The sequence below is a fragment of the Streptomyces sp. NPDC093221 genome, from assembly GCF_044753885.1.
In the GTDB taxonomy this organism is placed as follows: Bacteria; Actinomycetota; Actinomycetes; order Streptomycetales; family Streptomycetaceae; genus Actinacidiphila.
Map to the genome: position 1 here is coordinate 919582 of NZ_JBIVOA010000001.1, position 21689 is coordinate 941270.

The window sequence follows — 21689 nt, forward strand, 5'->3', positions numbered from 1 at the left end:
ACACCTAAAAAGGTCTAGTCCACTCCGCGAGGAAAGATCACGCGTCAGGCGGCGTTTGCGGAGCAACGGGACACTCGGGCGCGCCGCGACGGGACATCCGGGGGACACACGACGGACGCCCGCCGGACGTACGCCGGTTCCGTGCCGCTTTCCGGGCCGCTTTCCGTGCCGCTTTCCGGGCTGGTCCCGCGCAGGTCGCGTGCCGCTCGCGTGCCGGTCTCCCGCCGGTCCCGGAGCGCGCCCGTCGCCGGTCCGCGCGCGGACCCGTTGCGCAAGCGATACCACTCATGGTGTAGACCTTGGGCAAAGGTGTGGGGAAGACTCGACGCTTCCGTAGCGGTACGCGAGCAAGTGTGCAAGAAGGCGGTAGGAACGGTGCAGCGGCGACGACTTCACGGCTTGGCGGCGATCGGCATCACGTCGGCCCTGGCGATCACCACTCTTACGGCGTGCGGCAACAGTTCACCGCTGAACAGCGACGTCACCCTGCACTTCGTCGCCGCCGACTACGGCGACCCGAAGACGAACAACAGCTCCAAGACGTACTGGGACGACCTCGCGCGCTCCTTCGAGGCGCGCAACCCGCACATCAAGATCAACGTCGAGATCATCGACTGGGACCACGTGGACGACAAGGTCGCCCAGATGGTCAAGGCGAACAAGGCCCCCGACGTCGCGCAGATCGGCTCCTACGCGGCCTACGCCGCCGGCAAGCAGCTCTACAGCGCCGACGAGCTGTTCCCGATCAGCATGCAGTCGGACTTCATCCCCTCGATGGTCAACGCCGGTTCCGTCGACCGCACCCAGTACGGCATACCCTTCGTCTCCAGCTCGCGCATGTTCTTCTACAACAAGAAACTCTTCAAGAGCGCGGGCATCAAGCACGCCCCCGAGACCTGGGACGAGCTCAAGGCCGACGCGGTCAAGCTCAAGGCCGACGGCGTGAAGGTGCCCTACGGACTGCCGCTGGCCCCCGAGGAGGCGCAGGCCGAGTCCCTGATGTGGATGCTCGGCGCGCAGGGCGGCTACACCGACACCGTCGGCAGCTACACCTTCGACTCCGCGCCCAACGTCGAGGCGTTCGCCTGGGTCAAGAAGAACCTCGTCCAGACCGGCCTGGTCGGCCCGACCGACCCCGCCAAGACCAACCGCCGCGACACCTTCGCCGCCTTCCTGGCCGGCAAGGCGGGCATGGTCATGGGCCACCCCACCCTGCTCACCCAGGCCAAGGCCGCCGGTATCGACGTCGGCGTCGTCCCGCTGCCCGGCCAGAGCGGCCCCAGCAGCGACACCCTCGGCGTCGCCGACTGGATGATGGCGTTCAAGCAGAACGGCAACCGGGACGCGGACGGCAAATTCCTCCAGTTCGTCTTCAACGAGCAGAATTCGCTGAAGTTCCTCAACCAGTACGGGCTGCTGCCGGTGACCATCACCGCGTCCCAGGCGATGCGGAAGAACCCGGCCAACAAGGACCTGGTCCAGTTCCTGAACCTGCTGCCCGACGCCGTGTTCTACCCCGTCAACAAGACCTCGTGGGGCCCGGTCAGCGACGAGGTCAAGAAGAACATCGGCCAGGCCGTGCACGGCGACCCGAAGACGGTCCTGTCCGACCTCCAGCGCTTCGCGCTCACGACGGACTCCGGCAAGTAGCGGCCCTCGGCGGTACGGTGACGGCCGTCGGGTACGCCGACGGCCCGACCGCACCGACAGGGGAGAGGGGCGCCATGACACGGGAAGAACCGCTCTCCGCGCGCGACATCGCCGTCCTGGCCATCGCCGCCCGCACCTGGACCGGACCGGGACCGCGCGAACGGGCCATACGCGAACGCCTCGGCATGTCCCCGACCGCGTACTTCCAGCTCCTCAACGCCCTGCTGGACGACCCCCGGGCCGTCGCCCACGACCCGGTGACGGTCAACCGGCTGCGCAAGGAGCGCGACGCCCGCCGCGACCTGCGCTGACGGCCCGCGCGGGGCGCGCGTGCCACCGTACGCCGGGCATGCGCCCGGGGGACGCGGGTAGGGTCGGCTGCATGGCCTCCGCCGACATCCCCGCCCCCACCACGCCCGAGGGAAAGGAAGGTCTCGCGGCGCTGCTCGCGCGGCCGGAACGCGCCGTCGTCGCCCTTGACTTCGACGGCACCCTCGCCCCGATCGTGCCCGACCCCGAGCAGGCCCGCGCCCACCCCGGCGCCGTCCCCGCCCTCGTCAGGCTCGCCCCGCACCTCGCCGCCGTCGCCGTCGTCACCGGCCGCCCGGCGGGCGTCGCCGTACGCTACGGCGGCTTCGCCGGGGTCGCGGGACTCGAACACCTCGTCGTGCTCGGCCACTACGGCGCCGAGCGCTGGGACGCGCCCACCGGCTCCGTCCACACCCCCGGCGACCACCCCGGCGTCACCTCGGTCCGCGCCGAGCTGCCCGGCTTCCTCGACCGCAACGGCGCCTGGCGCGGCACCTGGGTGGAGGACAAGGGCCGCGCGGTCGCCGTCCACACCCGCCGCGCCGAGGACCCCGACGCCGCCTTCGAGGCGCTGCGCGGTCCGCTGGCCGAACTCGCCGCCCGGCACGGCCTCATGGTCGAGCCCGGCCGCTTCGTCCTCGAACTGCGCCCGCCCGGCGTGGACAAGGGCGTCGCCCTGGCCGCCTACCTCCGCGAGGTCGGGGCCGGCTCGGTGCTCTACGCGGGCGACGACCTCGGCGACCTCGCCGCCTTCGCCGCCGTCCAGGCCCTGCGCGAGGACGGCCTGCCCGGCCTGCTCGTCGCCAGCGCCGCGCCCGAGACGCCCGAGGAAGTCCTCCGCGCCGCCGACCTCGCCGTCCCCGGCCCCGAGGGCGTCGTCTCCCTCCTCGACGCCCTCGCGGACGCCCTGGACTGAGCCCGGACCCGGTGCTCAGCCGTCCAGGGCGTGCAGCTGGTCCAGGAACCAGCGGGACGGGGGGAGCGCGGTGGCCGCGTCGGCGAGGCGCTTGGTGCGCTCGGCGCGGTCCGCCTCCGGGAGGGTGAGGGCCGTGTGCAGGGCGGCGGCGGTCTCGCGGATGTCGTACGGGTTGACGACGATCGCGTCGTCGCCCAGCTCGGCGAAGGCGCCCGCCTCGCGGGACAGCACCAGGGCCACCCCGTTGTCGGAGACGACGGGGACCTCCTTGGCGACGAGGTTCATGCCGTCCCTGATCGGGTTGACCAGGGCCACGTCGGCGAGCCGGTAGGCGGCCAGGGAGCGGGCGAAGTCGTCGTCGACCTTGAGCAGCACCGGCTGCCAGTCGGGCGTGCCGAATTCGGCGTTGATCTCCTCGGCCAGCCGGGCGACCCCCTCGGTGTACTCGCGGTAGACCGCGAGATCCTGCCGGGAGGGGTAGGCGAAGGCGACGTGGACGACCCGGCTGAGCCATTCGGGGTGCTCCTGGAGGAGCTGCCGATAGGCGAGCAGGCCGCGCACGATGTTCTTGGACAGTTCCGTACGGTCCACGCGCACGATCAGCTTGCGGTCAGCACCCGTCTCCGACCGCAGCCGCGTGATGCGCTCGGCGACGTCCGGGCGGTGCGAGCGCTCGCGCAGGAAGTCGCCGTCGGCGCCGAGGCCGTGCACGCCGAGCCGGGTCGTACGGCCGCGGTGGGTGACCGCCCGGCCGTCGTCGCCGAGCGTGGCGCCCAGCACGCTGACGCAGCACGCGGCGAAGGCGTCGGCCCAGCGGCGGGTCAGGAACGCGGCGCGGTCCGCGCCGAGGATGCCTTCGAGCAGTTCTGCGGCGATGTCGTCGGGCAGCAGCCGGAAGTAGTCCGGCGGCGCCCACGGGGTGTGCGTGAAGTGGCCGATCCGCAGGTCGGGGCGGCGGGCCCGGAGCAGCGCCGGGACCAGCGACAGGTGGTAGTCCTGCACCAGGACGTGCGCGCCGTCCGCCGCCTCCTCCGCCAGCGCCTCGGCGAACGCCTCGTTGTACGCCTGGTACGCCGCCCACTGGCCGCGGAAGTCCTCGTCGAAGAGCGGCTCGAACGGCGTCTGGTAGAGCAGGTGGTGGACGAACCACAGCACCGAGTTGGCGATGTCGTTGTACGCGGCCGCGAAGACGCTCTCCTCGACGGCGATCATCCGGGCGCCCGGCTCGCCGACCCCGCGCCGTACCGCCTCACGGTCGCCCTCGCCCAGGGCCGCGCACACCCACACCGCGTCCGCCTCGGGGCCGATCGCGCTCAGGCCCGACACCAGGCCGCCGCCGCCGCGTCTGCTGCTCAGCTCCCCGTCGTCCCCCAGCGCATACGAAACCGGCCCCCGATTCGAAGCGACCAGAATCCGTGCCGCACGCGTTTCGACCATGCCGCCAGCCTAGCCGCGCGGGCTCCGCCCCAAACGTCGTGGACCCTCCTGCTCCGTAGGAGACCGCGCCGGTCAGCCCCGCGGCCCCGGCGGCGCGGGCGCCTGGCGGGGGAGGCGTCAGGCGGCGCGGCGGGCGAGGTATTCGGGGAGGTGGGCCATGGGCGGGCGTTCGTCGACGTCGACGGGGTGGGTGAGCGGGGTGAACCCCCCGGAGGGGTCCCGGTGGAACTGGGTGAGGCGGGGGCGGACCAGGGGCGCCCGGGACAGCCGCAGGCTCGCCGTGCGATAGATGGCGGCCGACATCCGCCCGAGCGCCTGCCCGTCCTGATGCCGGTGGTGCCGGACGCCCACGTCCACCTGCCCGAGCGCGTCGAGCCCCGCCAGGGACAGGGCGTCGATGAGCATGCCCAGCTCCACGCCGTACCCGACGGGGAACGGCAGCCGCTCCAGCAGCGAGCGCCGCGCCGCGTACTCCCCGCCCAGCGGCTGGACGAAGCCCGCCAGCCGCGGCCAGTGCAGATTGAGCAGCGGCCGGGCGACCAGCTCGGTGACCCGCCCGCCGCCCGCCGGCACCACCGCGCCGCCGGTCTCCAGCGGCCGGTCGTACATCGCCTTGACCAGCTCCACGTCCGGCTCGGTGAGCAGCGGCCCGACGATCCCCGACACGAAGCGCGAGTCGAACGAGCGCAGGTCCGCGTCCACGAAACAGACGATCTCGCCGCGGGTGACCAGCAGCGACCGCCACAGCACCTCACCCTTGCCGGGCAGCGCGGGCAGCCGCGGCAGGATCGCGTCGCGCTGCACCACCCGCGCCCCGGCCCGCGCCGCGACCTGCGCCGTACGGTCGCGGGAGCCGGAGTCGACCACGATCAGCTCGTCGACCAGCGGCACCTCGTCGGTCATCAGGTCGCGGCGGATCGCCGCGACGATCTCGCCGACCGTCGCCTCCTCGTCGAGCGCGGGCAGCACCACGCTGACCGTGCCCTGCGGTCCCGCGGCCCGCTTCGCGGCGAGCAGCAGGTCGAGCGGCCGGTCGGCGGCGGACCAGGACCGCCGCTCCAGCCACCGCTCCACCTCATCGAGCACGATCCCGTCCCCTTTTCGTACGGTGGGAGCCCTCAGAAACCAGCCGGACGGCCGCCCCAGCGGCCATCTCGCCGTTCGGACGACTATCTCAACTGTCACGCTTGTCGGTTACAGTCTTGAACAACGCGTATGACCGCCGCATGCCGGGGGTCGTAGCGCGGGACAAACGCGTCGCCGCCGCACAGAAGGCGGGCAGGCGCCATACCGCTCATCCAGAGGGGCAGAGGGAACGGCCCGTTGAAGCCCCGGCAACCCTCCCGCCGACCGCGAGGTCACACGGTGGGGAAGGTGCCAATTCCGTCTTGTGGCGACGTACGTCACAAGGAAGATGAGGAGAAAGGGCCTCGCCATCATGGCTGTGCAGACCGTCGCCAGCACCCACGACAGCACCAGCACTCCCCCCTTCGGACCCGCCTCCGCGCTGTCCTGCCGGGAGTGCGGCACCCGCTTCCCGCTGAGCCCGGTCTTCGCCTGCGAGGAGTGTTTCGGGCCCCTCGAAGTCGCGTACGACCTGCCGCTCGGCGACCCCGAGTCGCTGCGCAAGCGGATCGAGGCGGGACCCACCAGCATCTGGCGGTACGCGCCGCTGCTGCCGGTCCCCGCCGACGTCACCGACAAGCCCAACCTCCACCCGGGCTGGACCAAGCTCGTCAAGGCCGACAACCTCGCCCGTGAACTGGGCATCACCGGCGGCCTGCACATCAAGGACGACTCCGGCAATCCGACGCACTCCTTCAAGGACCGCGTCGTCGCCATCGCCCTGGAGGCCGCCCGCACCTTCGGCCTCACCACGCTCTCCTGCTCCTCCACCGGCAACCTCGCGGGCGCCGTCGGCGCCGCCGCCGCGCGCGCCGGTTTCCGCTCCTGCGTGTTCATCCCGCACGACCTGGAGGCGGGCAAGGTCGTCATGGCCGCGGTCTACGGCGGCGAACTGGTCGGCATCGAGGGCTCGTACGACGACGTGAACCGCTTCTGCTCCGAGCTGATCGGCGACCCGATCGGCGAGGGCTGGGGCTTCGTCAACGTCAATCTGCGGCCCTACTACGGCGAGGGCTCCAAGACCCTGGCGTACGAGATCTGCGAACAGCTCGGCTGGCGCATCCCCGACAACCTGGTGATCCCGATCGCGTCCGGCTCCCAGCTCACCAAGATCGACAAGGGCCTGCGCGAGCTGATCGCGCTCGGCCTGGTCGAGGACAAGCCGTACAAGATCTACGGCGCCCAGGCCGAGGGCTGCTCGCCGGTCTCGGCGGCGTTCAAGGCGGGGCACGACGTGGTGCGGCCGGTGAAGCCGGACACCATCGCCAAGTCGCTGGCGATCGGCAATCCGGCGGACGGCCCGTACGTGCTGGACATCGCCCGGCGGACCGGTGGCGCGGTCGACGACGTGAACGACGAGCAGGTCGTGGACGCGATCAAGCTGCTCGCGCGCACCGAGGGGATCTTCGCGGAGACCGCGGGCGGGGTGACCGTGGGGGTGCTGAAGAAGCTGATCGAGACCGGGCAGCTCGACCCGGCCGCCGAGACCGTCGTCCTCAACACCGGCGACGGACTGAAGACTTTGGACGCGGTGGCACCGACCACCGGCCCGACCGCCACCATCCGCCCGACCCTTGACGCGTTCCGAGAGGCTGGCCTCGCATGAGTGCTTCTGTTCGTATCCCCACCATTCTCCGCACCTACACCGGCGGCCAGGCCGAGGTTCCGGCCGAGGGCGGCACGCTGGCCGAGGTGATCGACTCGCTGGAGAAGAATCACGCGGGCATTTCGGCGCGCATTCTCGACGACACCGGAAAACTCCGTCGTTTCGTGAACGTCTATGTCAACGACGACGATGTTCGCTTTTCCGACGGTCTCGCCACCGCTGTCCCCGACGGCGCGAGCGTTTCGATCATTCCGGCGGTAGCGGGCGGCTGATCAACTTCCCGTAACGGCCCGGCTACACCTGCCGTTTTGTGCCCCATTCACCCTTTTGCGGTGGATGGGGCACAGTGCTGTAGGGGGGCCGGACCGGGCCGAACGGCCGTGTCCGGGGCGGTAGTTGAAAGGTTGTACTGTTGCCACGGGCAAGTTGCCGCCGCGAACGGTCAGTGCGGCGATTTATCGCCAAATTCACGTGTGGATTGTCGCATAGGCGACGTATGTCCGGTCCGAGATGCCCCGCCATAGCGCCCTATTCTGGTGTATTTCCGATCGGTCGCTCCCCGAATTCTCGTCCGATTGACCTGTTGCAGAGGGCATCCGTGCAGATACATTCAGCCGCGGTCGACGCGTTCCGGCGCACACCACCAGGGATCCCCTGTCGCTCAGACAACGGCTTCCCCGGCGGTGAGGTCTGACCCGGACCCGCGGAGTGCGGGGCCGCGATAGGGCCAGTAATAGGGGAGTTAGGAATGGCTCAGGGCACCGTCAAGTGGTTCAACGCGGAGAAGGGCTACGGCTTCATCGCGGTCGACGGTGGTGCGGATGTCTTCGTCCACTACAGCGCGATTCAGATGGACGGTTACCGCACCCTCGAAGAAGGCCAGCGGGTCGAGTTCGAGATCTCGCAGGGTCAGAAGGGGCCGCAGGCGGACATGGTCCGGCTGGCCACCGCCTGACGGCCCGGCGCGCTCGGCGACCGACACGACGCACTCACGCACCAAGGGTCCGTACCTCTTAGGGGGGACGGGCCCTTCGTGCGTGGCCCGGAGTTGTCCACAGGCGCTTGCACTCGATGGGGTCGAGTGCTAATCATTGGCGTTAGCACTCTCCTAGTGAGAGTGCTGAAGGACCGGGTCGGTGAGGCCCGCCCGGCCGCCGGGAAGGAACCGGCGACCAGGTCGGCCGTCCGTCGCGGGCACCACACGGTCCGAGCCGTCGCCCCCTGCTCCGGTGGGGGAACCCCAGTCCGCGGAGGACACTTCACATGGCAAAGATCATCGCGTTCGACGAGGAGGCACGGCGCGGTCTCGAGCGCGGGATGAACCAGCTCGCCGACGCCGTCAAGGTCACCCTCGGCCCGAAGGGCCGCAACGTCGTCCTCGAGAAGAAGTGGGGCGCCCCCACGATCACCAACGATGGTGTGTCCATCGCCAAGGAGATCGAGCTCGAGGACCCGTACGAGAAGATCGGCGCCGAGCTGGTCAAGGAGGTCGCGAAGAAGACCGACGACGTCGCGGGTGACGGCACCACCACCGCGACCGTCCTGGCCCAGGCCCTGGTCAAGGAAGGGCTGCGCAATGTCGCGGCCGGCGCCAACCCGATGGCCCTCAAGCGCGGCATCGAGAAGGCCGTCGAGGCCGTCTCCGCCGCTCTGCTGGAGCAGGCCAAGGACGTGGAGACCAAGGAGCAGATCGCTTCGACCGCCTCCATCTCCGCCGCCGACACCCAGATCGGCGAGCTGATCGCCGAGGCCATGGACAAGGTCGGCAAGGAAGGCGTCATCACCGTCGAGGAGTCGCAGACCTTCGGGCTCGAGCTCGAGCTCACCGAGGGCATGCGCTTCGACAAGGGCTTCATCTCCGCCTACTTCGCGACCGACCTGGAGCGTATGGAGGCGTCGCTCGACGACCCGTACATCCTGATCGTCAACTCCAAGATCTCCTCGGTGAAGGACCTGCTCCCGCTGCTGGAGAAGGTCATGCAGTCCGGCAAGCCGCTGCTGATCATCGCCGAGGACGTCGAGGGCGAGGCCCTGTCGACCCTGGTGGTCAACAAGATCCGCGGCACCTTCAAGTCCGTCGCCGTCAAGGCGCCCGGCTTCGGTGACCGTCGCAAGGCCATGCTCGGCGACATCGCCATCCTCACCGGTGGCACCGTCATCTCCGAAGAGGTCGGCCTCAAGCTGGAGAACGCGGGCCTGGACCTGCTCGGCCGCGCCCGTACCGTCGTCATCACCAAGGACGAGACCACCATCGTCGACGGTGCCGGTGACAGCGACCAGGTCGCCGGGCGGGTCAACCAGATCCGCGCCGAGATCGACAACAGCGACTCGGACTACGACCGCGAGAAGCTCCAGGAGCGCCTGGCGAAGCTGGCCGGCGGCGTGGCCGTCATCAAGGCCGGTGCCGCCACCGAGGTCGAGCTCAAGGAGCGCAAGCACCGCATCGAGGACGCGGTGCGCAACGCGAAGGCCGCCGTGGAAGAGGGCATCGTCGCCGGTGGCGGCGTGGCCCTGCTCCAGGCGACCGCGGTCTTCGAGAAGCTGGAGCTCGAGGGCGACGAGGCGACCGGTGCCAACGCCGTGAAGCTCGCGCTGGAGGCCCCGCTGAAGCAGATCGCCGTCAACGGTGGTCTCGAAGGCGGCGTCATCGTCGAGAAGGTGCGCAACCTGCCCGTCGGCCACGGCCTCAACGCCGCGACCGGTGAGTACGTCGACATGATCGCCGAGGGCATCATCGACCCGGCGAAGGTCACGCGCTCCGCGCTCCAGAACGCGGCCTCCATCGCCGCGCTGTTCCTCACCACCGAGGCCGTCATCGCCGACAAGCCGGAGAAGGCCGCCCCCGGCGGCGCTCCGGGCGGCATGCCCGGCGGTGACATGGACTTCTGATCCACGGGGCGCGAGCCCGGATCAGCAGGACCGCACGACGGCACCCCCCGGTCACCCGGGGGGTGCCGTCTTTGTGTCCGGCGCATTGTTCGGAACAATTCACCAAGACTGTCCCAAAACGGGGCAATTTTGAATTACCGTCAGATGCCGGTAGCAGGACAAGTACGGGGGGTACCGGGGTCAAACCTGCTGCTAGGCTCTCATTGCTTGGCAAGTGTCATGCGCAAGTGTTCCGCATTTTTGTTCGGATTTGAAAGAGATTCCGCAAATGGCGGCCCCTCGCCTGAAGAGAGCCTCATGACGTCCTACTTACATGATCCAGCACTTTGGGGCCTGATCGCAGGTACTCCTGTCGCCGCGACCGCGATTGCGCTCAGCCGGAAAACTAATGCGAAGCTCCGTGCCGCGCTCGCCGAGCAGTCGGCGCGCCGCGCCTCCCTGGAAGTCGGCCGCGAGCAGATCGTGGATGAGGCCAGACGCCGGGCCGAGGAGGGCACCAAGAGCGTGCTCAAGGCCGCCATGCGCACCCTCCAGGGTCTGGCGGGCGAGCAGCAGGTCGCCATCGCGAAGCTCCAGCGGGAGAACGGCGAGCACGCGGCGCTCCAGGGCCTGTTGGACGTGGACCACGGCAACGCGCAGTTCACCCGGCGCGCCCAGTCCATAGCCGTGCTCTGCGACGGCTGGCTCGGCCGCCGCAAGAACGCGGCGTCGGTCTACGACGTGGTCCGCAGCGCCAAGGGCCGCATCCGGCATTTCACGCGCGTAGAAATCCGTTCGCAGAGCAATTTCGCGGTGGTGAGCCGCGCGGTCGAACCGGTCGCACTCGCCCTTTCCGAACTGCTCGACAACGCCACGAGTTATTCGGCCCCTGAAACGTCCATCGAAATCAATATCCAGCCCGTGCCCAAGGGCGTCTGCATCGTCGTCGACGACGCGGGTGTCGGCATGAGCGACGAAGAGAAGACGCTGGCGGGAGAACTCCTCACCGGCCAGCGCACTCCGGGTGTCTCCGGCCTCGGAAATCCGCCGCAATTCGGTTTCGCGGTGATCGGCGTACTCGCCAACCGTTACGGATTCAGCGTCTCGGTGGATTCCACCTCGCCGTACGGCGGAGTGCGCGCCGTGCTGCTGCTCCCCGACGAACTCCTCACCACCACCATCGAGCCCGAGGAGACTCCCGTCGTGGGTGAAGCGTCCGAGCCGGTGGAGCAGAGCGCGCCCGAGCCGGTGGTGCCCGCCACCACCTTCGGCGGCCTGCCCAAGCGGCGGCGCTTCCGGCACCCGATCTCGATAGTGCCCACGGCCGAGGAGCGGTCCGACGACAGAACCGGTGACAGGGCCGGGGACAGAGTTGAGCGGGCGCCCGAGCCGGTGCGCGACAGCCACGAAGTCGCCTCCCGCATGGGCGCGTTCCAGCGGGGCACTCAGTCCGGCCGCCGTTCCATCGGCGCGAGCAGCGAAGGGCAGGACGCCCAATGAGCCCAATGATCGGAAGAGATCTGTCGTGGATGCTCGACAGCGCCCTTGAGGTGCCCGAGGCCCGGCACGCGATCCTGGTGTCGGCCGACGGCCTGCTGATGGCCCGCTCCAACGAGGTCGGCAGGGACCACGCCGACACCGTCGCGGCGGCGATGAGCGGCATGCAGTCGCTGAGCCGTACGGTGTCCGACTTCGTCGGCGGCGACGACCGCCGCCAGGAGTGGCGGCAGACCCTGGTGGAGTTCGACCACGGCTGGGTCTTCCTCATCTCGGCAGGTGAAGGCGCCTATCTCGCGGTCTCCGCGTCCCCGGACGCGGACCTCGCGGAGATCACCTTCCGGATGCAGCAGCTCGTCGGCCAACTCGGCAAGGTGCTGACCACACCTCCTCGCGAGAACGCTGACGTCAATTGACGGGCGAACCGGAGCTGGAGTTAGAAGCCACGGAATTAGTACGCCCGTATGTGATCACCAACGGTCGCGAGCTTCCGGTCGACGGCGGCTTCACGATGATCACACTGGTCGCCGTATCCGAAAACGCGCCCCGGACAAGGGTTCTTGATCCCGAGAAGCTGCGGGTGATGGAACTGTGCTCGGGCGGTTATCTCGCGGTCGCGGAGATCGCCGCGCACACCGGGCTGCCGATGGGCGTGGTCAAGATCCTTCTGTCGGATCTGGTGGAGGACGGGTATCTGCTCGCGCGGGCACCCGTTCCCCGCGCGCAGTTGGTCGAGAGGGAACTGCTGGAGGAGGTGCTGCATGGGCTCCGGGCTCGCTTCGGATAGGGACAGTGCTCCCCAGACGCCGCGCGAGAACGTCTATCTGCCCAGTTCGGTACGGACGGTCGCCAAGATCCTCGTGGTCGGGCACTTCGCCGTGGGCAAGACGACGTTCATCGGCACCATGTCGGAGATCCCGCCGCTGCGCACCGAGGAAGTGATGACGCAGGCCAGCGCGGACATCGACGACCTCAGGGGCGCGCCCAACAAGACCACCACCACGGTCGCGATGGACTTCGGCCGGCTGACCCTCAGCGACGAACTGGTGCTGTACATGTTCGGTACGCCGGGCCAGCAGCGGTTCGTGCGGCTGTGGGAGGACCTGTCGCGCGGCGCGCTCGGCGCGCTCGTGCTGGTCGACCCGCTGCGGCTCCAGGAGTCCTTCCCCGTGATGGACCTCGTGGAGCGGCACGGTCTGCCGTACGCCATCGCCGTGAACCGCTTCGACGGTGCGCCCCCGCACTCGCTCGAAGAGGTGCGCGAGGCGCTGGATCTGCTTCCCGAGACCCCGGTGGTCTCGTGCGACGCACGCGACGAGCGGTCATCGGCGGGTTCACTGATCGCTCTGGTGCAGTATTTGCAGTCTCGCCTCAACTAGTAGGTCACCGCAGGTAGTTCAGGTAGCTCAGGTATTTCAACGAGGAGCACAGGCATGCAGACCCCTCCGGACTTCCAGGCCCCGCCGCCCGGCTGCCCCGCGCACGACAGCGGCCAGAGTGTGCCGCTGTACGGCCCGGAGTTCGCCGCCGCTCCGGAGGCGTTCTACTCCTACATGCGGCAGTTCGGCCCGAGCGCTCCGGTGGAGCTGGCGCCGGGCGTGGAGGCCGAACTCGTCACGGACTACACCGAGGCGCTGCGGGTCCTCCAGAACCCGGGCACCTTCGCCCGCGACTCGCGCCGCTGGCGCGCGATGAACGAGGGTCAGATACCGGCGGACAGCCCGGTGATGGGGATGATGGCCTACCGGCCGAATCTGCTGTTCTCCGACGGCGCCGAGCACATGCGGCTGCGGCAGGCGGCGACCGACAGCCTGGCCATGGTCGACTCGCACCGGCTGAGCCGGCACGTCGACCAGGTCGCCTCGTATCTGATCAGCCAGTTCAGCGCCAAGGGGCGGGCCGACCTGGTCGCCGACTACGCGCAGCAGGTGCCGCTGCTGGTCTTCAACGACCTCTTCGGCTGCACCGAGGACATCGGCAACCGGCTGGTGTTCGGGATCTCCGGCATCTTCGATGGCATCGATGTCGAGAAGTCGCTGGAGGTGCTGACCGGGGCGCTGGTCGAACTGGTCGAGCTGAAGCGGACCACGCCGGGCGAGGACATCACCTCCTGGATGATGCAGCACCGCTCCGCGCTGACCACCGAGGAGATGATCCACCAGCTCTTCCCGATGATCGCCGCGGGTACCGAGCCGGTGCAGAACATGATCTCCAGCGCGCTGCGGCTGCTGCTGTCCGACGACAAGTACGCCGACAGCCAGCACATGGCGGGCCTGCTGGTCGAGGACGCACTCAACGACGTGCTGTGGAACTACCCGCCGATGGCCAACTACGGCGTGCACTACCCGGTGCACGACGTGGACCTCGCCGGGATCACGCTGCGCGCGGGCGACCCCGTGGTGATCAGTTACGCGGCGGCCAACACCGACCCGAGCCTGGGCGGCGGCGGCCAGACGATGAGCAAGCGGGCGCACCTGGGCTGGGGCGCGGGTCCCCACGTCTGCCCGGCCAAGGACCCGGCCACGCTGATCTCGCTGCGGGCCATCGAGAAGCTGCTCAACACGCTGCCGGACATCGACCTGGCGGTGCCGGTGGAGAGCCTGACCTGGCGTCCGGGCCCCTTCCACCGCGCGCTCACCTCGCTGCCCGCCCGGTTCACCCCGGCGCGGCAGCCGGTCCGCTCGCAGGAGAGCCAGTCGGCTCAGGCTCCGGCCGACCACACGCAGGGCAAGCCGAAGGCGGCCAGCCGCTGGAGCTCGTTCCTCAACTGGCTCAAGGCGTAACACGCGGCGACGCACAAGTCGAAAACCGGCCGACCGCGGCTTCGCGGTCGGCCGGTTTCGATAAAGAACGGACCTGGCCGAAAATCATCGCCGACGGTGTGACGCTTGCCACAATTACGAGCAGTGTCCGATCGGATACGCATCTCGTGCCCGGGGTATGCAGGACAGGTCAATCCGGCCTGGCATTGAGGACCAAGGAGAAATGCCGCCATGGTCACACCGTATTCGGTCGCCCCCACCGACCGGCGAAGAGTTGTATCACTTTTTTCCCGACTCCGTAAGCCCGGCGGACAGGAAAGTCCGCTGCCTCTTTACGACGAGCTTCGCTCGATGGGGGATGTCGTCCCAGCGCCCTGGGGTGGCCACCTGATCACGTCGTTCGGCCTCAGCGACCAGGTGCTGAGGGACCGGGCCTGGCGTGTGACCGACAACGAATGGGCCGCCAGGCAAGGCCAGGGAACGCGCTGGAGCGCGCCTTCCTCACGGCAGATCGGTCAGACTCTGGTCCGGCTCAATCCACCGCATCACACATTGATGCGCCGCTCGGTCGGAAATATGTTCGACCGGAGGGCGCTCGGTGACATTCGGATATCGGTGGAAAAGACAACGGACCGCCTGGTCGGCCGGCTCGCGGAACGCCTGCGCGACGGAGTGGCCGATTTTGTCTCACTGGTGAGCGAGGAGCTGCCGGTGCGCGCGATAGGGGAGTGGATGGGTTTGCCCTCCGCTGACTTCCCCCTTTTGCGGGACTTGACCCACGCCCAGGTGTTCACCCAGGAGCTGCTGCCCACCCCGAGCCAGCTCGCGATCTCCGACGAAGCCACCGTGACACTCCACCAGTACTTCGCCGCGCTGGTGCGCGAAAGGCGCAGGTCACCGGGGGACGACCCGGTCTCGCAGTGGCTGCGCACCTGGGACGGGCTGGAGCCGGACCGCGACCGCGCCGACGAGGCCGTCTACTATCTCGCGCTGCTGGTGGTGCTCGCCGCCCTGGAGACCACCTCCAATCTGCTGTCCACCATGACGTGGCTGATCGCCGAGCACCCCCGCCAGATGGGCTGGCTGCGTGCCCACCCGCAGGACATCCCCGGCGCCGTCGAGGAGGTGCTGCGCTACGACCCGCCGATACACGTCGTGACGCGGGTCGCGGGCGACGACATGACGCTCGCGGGCATCGAGGTGCCCAAGGACGAGACCGTCCACCTGATGCTCGCCGCCGCCAACCACGACCCCGCGCAGTACGCCGACCCGCACATCTTCGACATCCGCCGCAAGGTCAGCCACCTCAGCTTCGGCGGCGGCATCCACTACTGCGTCGGCGCCCCGCTGGCCAGGATGGAGGCCACCGCGCTGCTGACCGCGCTGCTCAGGAAGCTGCCGGGACTGAGCGTCCACCGCGACCCCGAGTGGGCGCCGCGGGTCGCCTTCCGGCGGATGACGACACTGACGGTGTCCGACTCCGCGTCCGCCCGCGTCCCCGAACAGGCGGGCCCCAGAGACCTGTAGGCCGCACGCGGCACGACCGTACGAGAGAACCGGTGGCGAACGACAGCATGATGAACTACTTCAAGGTCCTGCGCGTCAGCCAGGAAGGAGCGCTGCTGCGCGTACGGCTGAACACCCCGGAGACCGGGAACGCCGTCACCGGCCCGGTCCTGGACGAACTGCTGGCCGTGCTGCGCTCGGTGCAGGACCACCCCGGCATACGGGTGCTCGAACTCTCCGGCGCCGGCGAGCACTTCTGCCTCGGCGGCGACCGCAGGGAATTCGCCGAGTCGCTGGCCGCCGACCCCACGGGGTCCGGCCTGCGGACCATGGGCAATAAGGCGCGGCAGGTGTGCGAGGCGCTCGCCACGCTCGGCGCCGTCACCGTCGCGCGGGTGCACGGCGACGTGATCGGCGCGGGCGTGGCGCTCGCGATGTTCTGCGACCTGCGGGTCGGCGCCGACACCAGCCGGTTCCGGCTGCCCGAGCTGGCGTTGGGCCTGCCGCCCGCCTGGGGCGGCATCCTGCCCCGGCTGCTCAACGAGGTGGGAGCCGCCCGCATCCGCGAACTCGTCCTCACCGGCGAGGCGTTCGACGCGGCCAGGGCCGTCGAGCTGTCCGTCCTGCACAAGGCCGTGCCCGAGGCCGGGCTGGACGCCGCCGTCGACCAGTGGGCGCGGCCGATGCTCCGCCGCTCCCCGGCCGCGCTGCGCGCCGCCAAGACGATGCTCAACGCGTACGGCGGCGCCCACCGCCTGGCGGACGCCACCCTCTTCGACGGCGAATGGCTGGCCTCGGTGATGATGGCGGCCGAGTCCGCCAAGCGCCAGTGAACTCCCGCTCCCGCGCGGCTACTTCGGCGCGGCCTCCAGCGCCTGCCGCAGGTGGCCGCCCGACTCCGTCAGCAACCGGGCCGCCGTGGCCGCGTCCACATGGGCGAGCAGCGTCAAGATGGCGTGCTTGACCTCGCCGTCGGTGGCGGTCAGCGCGTCCTCGATCGCCTCCTCGTCCGCGCCGGTGGCCAGCGCGACGATCCGCCGCGAGCGCGCCCGCAGCTTCTCGTTGGAGGCCCGCACGTCGACCATGAGGTTCCCGTACGTCTTGCCGAGCCGGATCATCGTGATGGTCGAGAGCATGTTGAGCACGAGCTTCTGCGCGGTGCCGGACTTCAACCGGGTGGAACCGGCGATCAGTTCGGGCCCGACGACGACCTCGATGCCGTGGTCGGCCGCCGCCGCGAGCGGCGAGTCCGCGTTGCAGGACAGGCCCACGGTGAGCGCCCCCGTGGCGCGCGCGTACTCCACCGCGCCGACCGCGTAGGGAGTGCGCCCGGAGGCGGAGACGCCGACGACGCTGTCGGCCGGGGTCAGTCCGAGCGCGGCGAGGTCGGCGGCGGCCAGCTCCTTGCTGTCCTCCGCGCCCTCGATGGAGGTGATCATCGCGGACGGGCCGCCCGCGATCAGTCCGAGCACCTCGCGTCCCGGCGTGGTGTTGAAGGTCGGCGGGCACTCGCTCGCGTCGAGCACGCCGAGCCTGCCCGCCGTACCGGCGCCCGCGTAGATCAGCCGTCCGCCGCGTTCCATCCGGGCGGCGATCCCGTCGATGGCGGCGGCGATCACGGGCAACTGCCCGGCGACCGCGGCCGGAACGGTGGCGTCCTCACCGTTCATGGTCCGCGCGATCTCCAGGGTGGGCATCCGGTCGATCTCGGCGAGCTCGGGCCGGAACGCCTCGGTGGTGAGGGTCTCCAGCTCGCGGCGCAGCTCGGTGTAGTGCGACATATGCGGCTCGTTCATCCTTCTGCTGTGGGGGTCGTGGAGTGGTGCGGACCGGCCGTCAGGCGCGGCCCGAGCGGGGACTGTGCCGGTGCGCGAGCGCTTCGTACGAGGCGGACAGCGCCGGGGCCGCGGTCTCGTAGGTGCGCTGCGCGACGCCGATGAACAGACAGTCGACGACGAGGAGCTGACTCGTACGACTGGACATCGCGGCGGGCCGCAGCTCGCTCTCGCGGGAGGTGGACGTGGTCAGGACCAGATCGGCGTACTGCGTGACCGCGCCGTCCGCCCGGCCGGTGATGGCGATGGTCGTCGCCCCCCGGTCGAACGCGGCCCGCAGCGGCTCGATGACGTCGTGCGTACTGCCCGAGTGCGTGATGGCCAGCGCCACATCGCCCGGCTTGAGCTGTACGGCGTTGGTGACCGCCAGGTGCGGGTCGGCGTGCGCGTGCGCGATCAGGCCGATCCGCAGCAGCTTCTGCGCCAGGTCCTGGCCGACCAGCGCGGACGCGGCTATCCCGTAGATGTCGGTCCGCCGCGCGGCGGCCAACGCGGCGACGGCGGCCTCCAGTTGGCCCATGTCGAGCTGGGCGGCGGTGTCGGCGAGGGTCTGCTGCTCCTCCATGGCCAGCTTGGTGACCACGTCGGCGAGCGGGTCGTCGACGGCGATGTCGGCGGTGACGGCGGGCGGCGCCCCGGTGGCCTGCTGGGCGGCGAGCGCGGCCAGCGCCAGCCGCAGATCGCGGTAGCCGGGGTAGCCCAGCAGCCGGGCGGTGCGGACGACGGTCGCCTCGCTGGTGCCGGTACGCACCGCGAGCGCCGTGACGGTCAGATGGGCACAGCCCGCCGGATCACCCGCGACGGCTTCCGCGACCCGGTGCATGGACCGGGTCATCGACGGCGCGAGGGTGCGGACCTTGGCGGCGAGGGCCCCCGGGTCGGGGGGCGTGACGGGGAGGACGGGCGCGCCGGACACGCCGCGGAGGGCGCGGACGCTCGGGGAGAAAGTTTCCTTCACGCTATAGGTCACCTTCTGAAAGGTATTTTCAGAGACGGCCGTACGTCAAGGCACCCGACGATCACGGCGTCCGCGTCCGCCGGGCTTGCGACAATGGAGGGATGGAAGGTGAAACCGTGCTGCATGGTGCCCGCGCTCTCGTGCTGTCCGACCTCAGCGCCCGCGGTGTCGCGGAGGCCGACATCGTCTCGCTGGTCGAGGACGCCGTCAGCAAGCGCCGCTGGTGGCTGGAGCAGTGGCCGGACGGCGCGGAGTACATCCCCGGGCTGCTCGCCCAGGACGTCCAGGACGCCCTGCTCGAACGCTACGGGCGCTGGCCGCTGTGCCCGGACTGCGACGACCCGCACGCCCTGGCCGTCGAACCCGAACTCGGCCCCGACCCGCACTGGGTCTGCGAGGCCCGCGGCGCCGTCGTCGCCCCCGTCGGCGCCCTGACCCCGGTGAACCCGGTATGACCCACGACACCGAGTCGGACCCCTCATGACCCTCTACATCGACCCGCCGACCTGGCCCGGCCACGGCCGCCACTGGTCCCACCTGGTCAGCGACGTCTCCTACGCCGAACTGCACGCCTTCGCCGCCCGCCTCGGCGCCCCGTCCCGCGCCTTCGAACGCGACCACTACGACATCCCCTCCGAGCGGTACGCCGACGCGGTCGCCCTCGGCGCGGTCGAGACCGGCAGCAAGGAGATCGTCCGCCTGCTGACCGCCGCGGGCCTGCGGCGGCGCAAATACGTCAGGCCGTGAGCAGGTCCGGCTCCGTCAGGCCGTGAGCAGCTCCAGCTCCGTCGTCAGATTGCGGCGGGCCGTGCGCTCCCACTGGTCCTTGCCGTAAGGGGTGCGGAACAGGGCGGGGAGGGCGAGGAGTTGGCGCAGGACGGCGGCGCGGCCGGCGCGGAAGGCGTCGTCGGGGACGAAGCCGTACTCGGAGCGGACGGCGGCGGCGTAGGCCGCGTAGGCGGCGGGGTCGCCGGCCAGGACGGCGAGGTCGGCGTCGCAGAGGACCGCGCCGTTGTGGTCGCCCTCGGCCGGGTCGTGGGTGACCGTCAGACGCACCAGGCGGGCGACCTCGGCGGTGCGGTCGGCGGCCACGCCCGCCTCGGGCAGGGCGCGTTCGGCGAGGTGGGCGCTGCGCTCCTCGTTCTCCGAGCGGTCGGGGCGGTAGACCGCGTCGTGGAACCAGACGGCGAGGGCCACCGCGTCCGGATCGGCGGCGTACGCGGTCAGTTCGGTGGCGTGGTCCAGGACCGCCTGGAGATGGTCCAGCGTGTGGTAACGCCGCTGCGGTTCGGCCCAGCGGCCGAGCAGATCGGCGCCGTACGGCGCGGGGTCGGGGGCGGGCGCGTCGTCCGCTGTCGGCTCCTGGCAGCGGCGCAGCAGGTCGCACCACTCGGCGAGCAGGGCGTCGTAGCGGGGGTGAGGGGCGGCGGGCGTGAAGGACATGCCGGTAATTGTGCGCTACACGTCTCGCGCGGGAGTGACGCATGTGGCACCCTTGCTCATATGTCTAGACCAATCTTCGAGGTGATCGCCCTCGGCGCGGACGATGCCGTAGCGGCCCGGGACGGCGGCGCGGACCGCCTCGAACTGGTCACCGACATGGCCGCGGACGGGCTCACCCCCTCCCGCGCCACCTTCGGGGCGATCAGGGCGGCCGTCGACATCCCGCTGCGCGTCATGCTGCGGCTGTCCGACGGATTCAGCGCCGGTGACGCGCGCGACCTCGACGCCCTGTGCGCCGCCGCGCAGTCCTTGCGGTCCGAGGGCGCTGACGAGTTCGTCCTCGGCTTCCTCGACGACGGCGGGCGCGCCGACCTCGACGCCGTGCACGCGCTGGTCGACGTCATCGACGGCTGCCGCTGGACCTTCCACCGGGCCATCGACCGCGCCGCCGACCGCGACGCGCTCCGCCTCCAGCTCGCCGGGCTGCCGGGCCTCGACACATACCTCACCGCGGGCGCCGCGGACGGCGTGCCCGCCGGGCTCCCGGTGCTCTGCGACGAGGCCGCGCGCACCGGCGAACCGGGGTACGAACCCCAGCTCCTCGTCGGCGGCGGCCTGCTCCTGGAGCATGTGCCGCACCTGCGCGGCGCCGGGCTCGACGGCTTCCACGTCGGCGGCGCCGTGCGCCCCGCGGGCTGGGCCTCCCCGGTCGACGTCCGCGCGGTCGCCCGCTGGCGCGCCGCCCTGGACACCCCGGTCCCGGTCTCCTGAGGCCGGGCGGCACGGCCGTCGCGCCGCCCCGGACGGTCCCGCCGGGCCGGGGCACGTACCGGCGGTTGTCGTACCCCCGCGCCACAATGGAGCCATGAGCGTCATGGACCTGGGCGAGCTGCGGCTTCTTCGGCGTGCCCGCGACCGTATGGACCGCGAGTACGCCCAGCCGCTCGACGTCCCGGCCCTGGCCCGGACCGCGCTGATGTCGACCGGCCACTTCAGCCGCCAGTTCCGCGCGGCGTACGGCGAGACCCCGTACTCCTACCTCATGACCCGCCGCATCGAGCGCGCCACCGCCCTCCTGCGGCGCGGCGACGTCAGCGTCACCGACGCCTGCTTCGCCGTCGGCTGCACCAGCCTCGGCTCTTTCTCCGCCCGCTTCACCCAGATCGTCGGCGAGACCCCCAGCGCCTACCGCGCCCGCGACCACAGCGACTTGGAGGTCGTCCCCGGCTGCCAGGTCATGCTGGTGACCCGCCCCCGCAAGACGGGCGGCGCCGCCGCGCGCTCGCCGCTGTGAGCCCGCGCCCGTCGCCTCCGATATCGGCCGGACAGCCCCTAGCATCGGCCGTATGACCGTTTCCATCAGTGCCGTGCACGTCTTCGTCGACGACCCCGACGCCGCCCTCGTCTTCTACCGGGACACCCTCGGTCTCACCGTGCGCAATGAGGTCGAGCACGACGGCTTCCGGTGGATCACGCTGACGACCAAGAGCCAGCCGGAGATCCAGATCGTGCTGTCGCAGCCGCACGCGGGGCGGTCGAAGGAGGACGGGGACACGCTGGCGGCGCTGCTGGCCAAGGGGGAGCTGCGGCCGCTGCACTTCCGCAGCGACGACCTCGACGCGACGTTCGAGGCCGTCGCGGGGGCGGCGGGGGCCGAGGTGCTCCAGGAGCCCGCCAGCCAGCCGTGGGGGGTACGGGACGGCGCCGTACGGGATCCGGCGGGCAACTTCTTCCGCATCGAGCAGGCGTAGCGCGCAGCGGCGCGCCCGCCAGACGA

24 protein-coding genes and 1 riboswitch are annotated in these 21689 nt (G+C 70.5%); of the genes, 19 read left to right on the forward strand and 5 right to left on the reverse strand.

The features are described from left to right. The first annotated feature begins 399 nt into the window (after positions 1-399). The 3 genes from ACIQCJ_RS04105 (at position 400) to otsB (ending at position 2875) form a co-directional block, all read left to right on the forward strand. Entirely contained in the window at positions 400-1650 is a 1251-nt protein-coding gene (locus tag ACIQCJ_RS04105) for an extracellular solute-binding protein (protein ID WP_355337328.1), read from the forward strand. 74 nt (positions 1651-1724) lie between these two features. After that, entirely contained in the window at positions 1725-1961 is a 237-nt protein-coding gene (locus ACIQCJ_RS04110; RefSeq protein ID WP_188285385.1) for a DUF3263 domain-containing protein, read from the forward strand. Positions 1962-2032: 71 nt separating this feature from the next. Beyond that, the gene (gene otsB, locus ACIQCJ_RS04115; protein ID WP_391043051.1) at positions 2033-2875 is read left to right on the forward strand and encodes a trehalose-phosphatase; all 843 of its coding nucleotides are present in this window, start codon (positions 2033-2035) and stop codon (positions 2873-2875) included. Between the two features lie 15 nt (positions 2876-2890). Here otsB and ACIQCJ_RS04120 read toward each other — a convergent pair whose 3' ends face one another. Together ACIQCJ_RS04120 and ACIQCJ_RS04125 are read right to left on the reverse strand one after the other, a co-directional pair. Next, on the reverse strand, positions 2891-4312 hold the full coding sequence (locus tag ACIQCJ_RS04120; RefSeq protein ID WP_402710635.1) for a trehalose-6-phosphate synthase: 1422 nt from the start codon (positions 4310-4312) through the stop codon (positions 2891-2893). A 117-nt stretch (positions 4313-4429) separates the two neighbouring features. Further along, positions 4430-5398 (reverse strand): glucosyl-3-phosphoglycerate synthase, encoded by a 969-nt coding sequence (locus ACIQCJ_RS04125; protein WP_355337338.1) that lies wholly within the window; start codon positions 5396-5398, stop codon positions 4430-4432. Positions 5399-5603: 205 nt separating this feature from the next. Continuing rightward, a riboswitch (SAM riboswitch) is annotated at positions 5604-5733 on the forward strand. 17 nt (positions 5734-5750) lie between these two features. On the opposite strand from ACIQCJ_RS04125, the gene thrC reads away from it, so the two are divergent. The 11 genes from thrC (at position 5751) to ACIQCJ_RS04180 (ending at position 16509) form a co-directional block, all read left to right on the forward strand. Next, entirely contained in the window at positions 5751-7043 is a 1293-nt protein-coding gene (gene thrC / locus ACIQCJ_RS04130) for a threonine synthase (protein WP_401309971.1), read from the forward strand. After that, positions 7040-7315, forward strand: a complete 276-nt coding sequence (locus ACIQCJ_RS04135; RefSeq protein ID WP_402710636.1) for a MoaD/ThiS family protein — start codon at positions 7040-7042, stop codon at positions 7313-7315. The genes thrC and ACIQCJ_RS04135 overlap by 4 nt, the downstream gene beginning before the upstream one ends. Before the next feature lie 476 nt (positions 7316-7791). Continuing rightward, a complete protein-coding gene (locus ACIQCJ_RS04140) occupies positions 7792-7998 on the forward strand; it encodes a cold-shock protein (protein WP_093715500.1) in 207 nt (68 codons plus the stop codon). Positions 7999-8306: 308 nt separating this feature from the next. Further along, complete coding sequence (groL, locus tag ACIQCJ_RS04145) at positions 8307-9932, forward strand: chaperonin GroEL (RefSeq protein WP_188285378.1); 1626 nt, start codon at positions 8307-8309, stop codon at positions 9930-9932. A gap of 297 nt (positions 9933-10229) precedes the next feature. Then, complete coding sequence (locus ACIQCJ_RS04150) at positions 10230-11411, forward strand: ATP-binding protein (protein ID WP_355337346.1); 1182 nt, start codon at positions 10230-10232, stop codon at positions 11409-11411. Positions 11412-11419: 8 nt separating this feature from the next. Then, entirely contained in the window at positions 11420-11824 is a 405-nt protein-coding gene (locus ACIQCJ_RS04155; RefSeq protein ID WP_355338031.1) for a roadblock/LC7 domain-containing protein, read from the forward strand. Further along, positions 11821-12195 carry a DUF742 domain-containing protein gene (locus ACIQCJ_RS04160; RefSeq protein WP_355337348.1) on the forward strand — a complete coding sequence of 125 codons (375 nt, stop codon included), beginning with the start codon at positions 11821-11823 and terminating at the stop codon, positions 12193-12195. The genes ACIQCJ_RS04155 and ACIQCJ_RS04160 overlap by 4 nt, the downstream gene beginning before the upstream one ends. Next, positions 12170-12787: an ATP/GTP-binding protein gene (locus ACIQCJ_RS04165; protein ID WP_355337351.1), complete on the forward strand. Its 618-nt coding sequence runs from the start codon at positions 12170-12172 to the stop codon at positions 12785-12787. The genes ACIQCJ_RS04160 and ACIQCJ_RS04165 overlap by 26 nt, the downstream gene beginning before the upstream one ends. A gap of 54 nt (positions 12788-12841) precedes the next feature. Next, positions 12842-14191 carry a cytochrome P450 gene (locus tag ACIQCJ_RS04170; protein ID WP_355337354.1) on the forward strand — a complete coding sequence of 450 codons (1350 nt, stop codon included), beginning with the start codon at positions 12842-12844 and terminating at the stop codon, positions 14189-14191. 594 nt (positions 14192-14785) lie between these two features. Further along, positions 14786-15697 (forward strand): cytochrome P450, encoded by a 912-nt coding sequence (locus ACIQCJ_RS04175; protein ID WP_355337357.1) that lies wholly within the window; start codon positions 14786-14788, stop codon positions 15695-15697. Positions 15698-15744: 47 nt separating this feature from the next. After that, positions 15745-16509, forward strand: a complete 765-nt coding sequence (locus ACIQCJ_RS04180; RefSeq protein WP_391043565.1) for an enoyl-CoA hydratase-related protein — start codon at positions 15745-15747, stop codon at positions 16507-16509. A gap of 18 nt (positions 16510-16527) precedes the next feature. Here ACIQCJ_RS04180 and murQ read toward each other — a convergent pair whose 3' ends face one another. Continuing rightward, entirely contained in the window at positions 16528-17472 is a 945-nt protein-coding gene (murQ, locus tag ACIQCJ_RS04185; RefSeq protein WP_355337360.1) for an N-acetylmuramic acid 6-phosphate etherase, read from the reverse strand. Positions 17473-17512: 40 nt separating this feature from the next. Then, positions 17513-18481 carry an SIS domain-containing protein gene (locus tag ACIQCJ_RS04190; RefSeq protein ID WP_391043062.1) on the reverse strand — a complete coding sequence of 323 codons (969 nt, stop codon included), beginning with the start codon at positions 18479-18481 and terminating at the stop codon, positions 17513-17515. Positions 18482-18570: 89 nt separating this feature from the next. Here ACIQCJ_RS04190 and ACIQCJ_RS04195 point away from each other — a divergent pair, with 89 nt between their 5' ends. Continuing rightward, positions 18571-18924: a hypothetical protein gene (locus ACIQCJ_RS04195; protein WP_391043064.1), complete on the forward strand. Its 354-nt coding sequence runs from the start codon at positions 18571-18573 to the stop codon at positions 18922-18924. Positions 18925-18949: 25 nt separating this feature from the next. Continuing rightward, a complete protein-coding gene (locus ACIQCJ_RS04200) occupies positions 18950-19216 on the forward strand; it encodes a DUF4031 domain-containing protein (protein ID WP_355337366.1) in 267 nt (88 codons plus the stop codon). Positions 19217-19231: 15 nt separating this feature from the next. Here the strand turns inward: ACIQCJ_RS04200 and ACIQCJ_RS04205 are convergent, their stop codons facing one another. Beyond that, positions 19232-19912 (reverse strand): hypothetical protein, encoded by a 681-nt coding sequence (locus ACIQCJ_RS04205; RefSeq protein ID WP_402710637.1) that lies wholly within the window; start codon positions 19910-19912, stop codon positions 19232-19234. 60 nt (positions 19913-19972) lie between these two features. On the opposite strand from ACIQCJ_RS04205, the gene ACIQCJ_RS04210 reads away from it, so the two are divergent. From ACIQCJ_RS04210 to ACIQCJ_RS04220, 3 genes are all read left to right on the forward strand, one after another. Further along, positions 19973-20683 (forward strand): copper homeostasis protein CutC, encoded by a 711-nt coding sequence (locus ACIQCJ_RS04210; protein WP_391043066.1) that lies wholly within the window; start codon positions 19973-19975, stop codon positions 20681-20683. Positions 20684-20786: 103 nt separating this feature from the next. Continuing rightward, on the forward strand, positions 20787-21206 hold the full coding sequence (locus ACIQCJ_RS04215) for a helix-turn-helix transcriptional regulator (protein WP_355338040.1): 420 nt from the start codon (positions 20787-20789) through the stop codon (positions 21204-21206). 52 nt (positions 21207-21258) lie between these two features. Next, positions 21259-21663, forward strand: coding sequence for a VOC family protein (locus ACIQCJ_RS04220; RefSeq protein WP_188285367.1), 405 nt, complete (start codon positions 21259-21261; stop codon positions 21661-21663). The last annotated feature ends 26 nt before the right edge of the window (positions 21664-21689 follow it).

Coding starts and splice junctions, on each gene's coding strand:
- ACIQCJ_RS04110 (WP_188285385.1), top strand. CDS start 1,725: ATGACACGGGAAGAACCGCTCTCCGCGCGCGACATCGCCGTCCTGGCC.
- otsB (WP_391043051.1), top strand. CDS start 2,033: ATGGCCTCCGCCGACATCCCCGCCCCCACCACGCCCGAGGGAAAGGAA.
- ACIQCJ_RS04120 (WP_402710635.1), bottom strand. CDS start 4,312: ATGGTCGAAACGCGTGCGGCACGGATTCTGGTCGCTTCGAATCGGGGG.
- thrC (WP_401309971.1), top strand. CDS start 5,751: ATGGCTGTGCAGACCGTCGCCAGCACCCACGACAGCACCAGCACTCCC.
- ACIQCJ_RS04135 (WP_402710636.1), top strand. CDS start 7,040: ATGAGTGCTTCTGTTCGTATCCCCACCATTCTCCGCACCTACACCGGC.
- ACIQCJ_RS04140 (WP_093715500.1), top strand. CDS start 7,792: ATGGCTCAGGGCACCGTCAAGTGGTTCAACGCGGAGAAGGGCTACGGC.
- groL (WP_188285378.1), top strand. CDS start 8,307: ATGGCAAAGATCATCGCGTTCGACGAGGAGGCACGGCGCGGTCTCGAG.
- ACIQCJ_RS04150 (WP_355337346.1), top strand. CDS start 10,230: ATGACGTCCTACTTACATGATCCAGCACTTTGGGGCCTGATCGCAGGT.
- ACIQCJ_RS04165 (WP_355337351.1), top strand. CDS start 12,170: ATGGGCTCCGGGCTCGCTTCGGATAGGGACAGTGCTCCCCAGACGCCG.
- ACIQCJ_RS04170 (WP_355337354.1), top strand. CDS start 12,842: ATGCAGACCCCTCCGGACTTCCAGGCCCCGCCGCCCGGCTGCCCCGCG.
- ACIQCJ_RS04180 (WP_391043565.1), top strand. CDS start 15,745: ATGATGAACTACTTCAAGGTCCTGCGCGTCAGCCAGGAAGGAGCGCTG.
- murQ (WP_355337360.1), bottom strand. CDS start 17,472: ATGAACGAGCCGCATATGTCGCACTACACCGAGCTGCGCCGCGAGCTG.
- ACIQCJ_RS04195 (WP_391043064.1), top strand. CDS start 18,571: ATGGAAGGTGAAACCGTGCTGCATGGTGCCCGCGCTCTCGTGCTGTCC.
- ACIQCJ_RS04200 (WP_355337366.1), top strand. CDS start 18,950: ATGACCCTCTACATCGACCCGCCGACCTGGCCCGGCCACGGCCGCCAC.
- ACIQCJ_RS04205 (WP_402710637.1), bottom strand. CDS start 19,912: ATGTCCTTCACGCCCGCCGCCCCTCACCCCCGCTACGACGCCCTGCTC.
- ACIQCJ_RS04210 (WP_391043066.1), top strand. CDS start 19,973: ATGTCTAGACCAATCTTCGAGGTGATCGCCCTCGGCGCGGACGATGCC.
- ACIQCJ_RS04215 (WP_355338040.1), top strand. CDS start 20,787: ATGGACCTGGGCGAGCTGCGGCTTCTTCGGCGTGCCCGCGACCGTATG.
- ACIQCJ_RS04220 (WP_188285367.1), top strand. CDS start 21,259: ATGACCGTTTCCATCAGTGCCGTGCACGTCTTCGTCGACGACCCCGAC.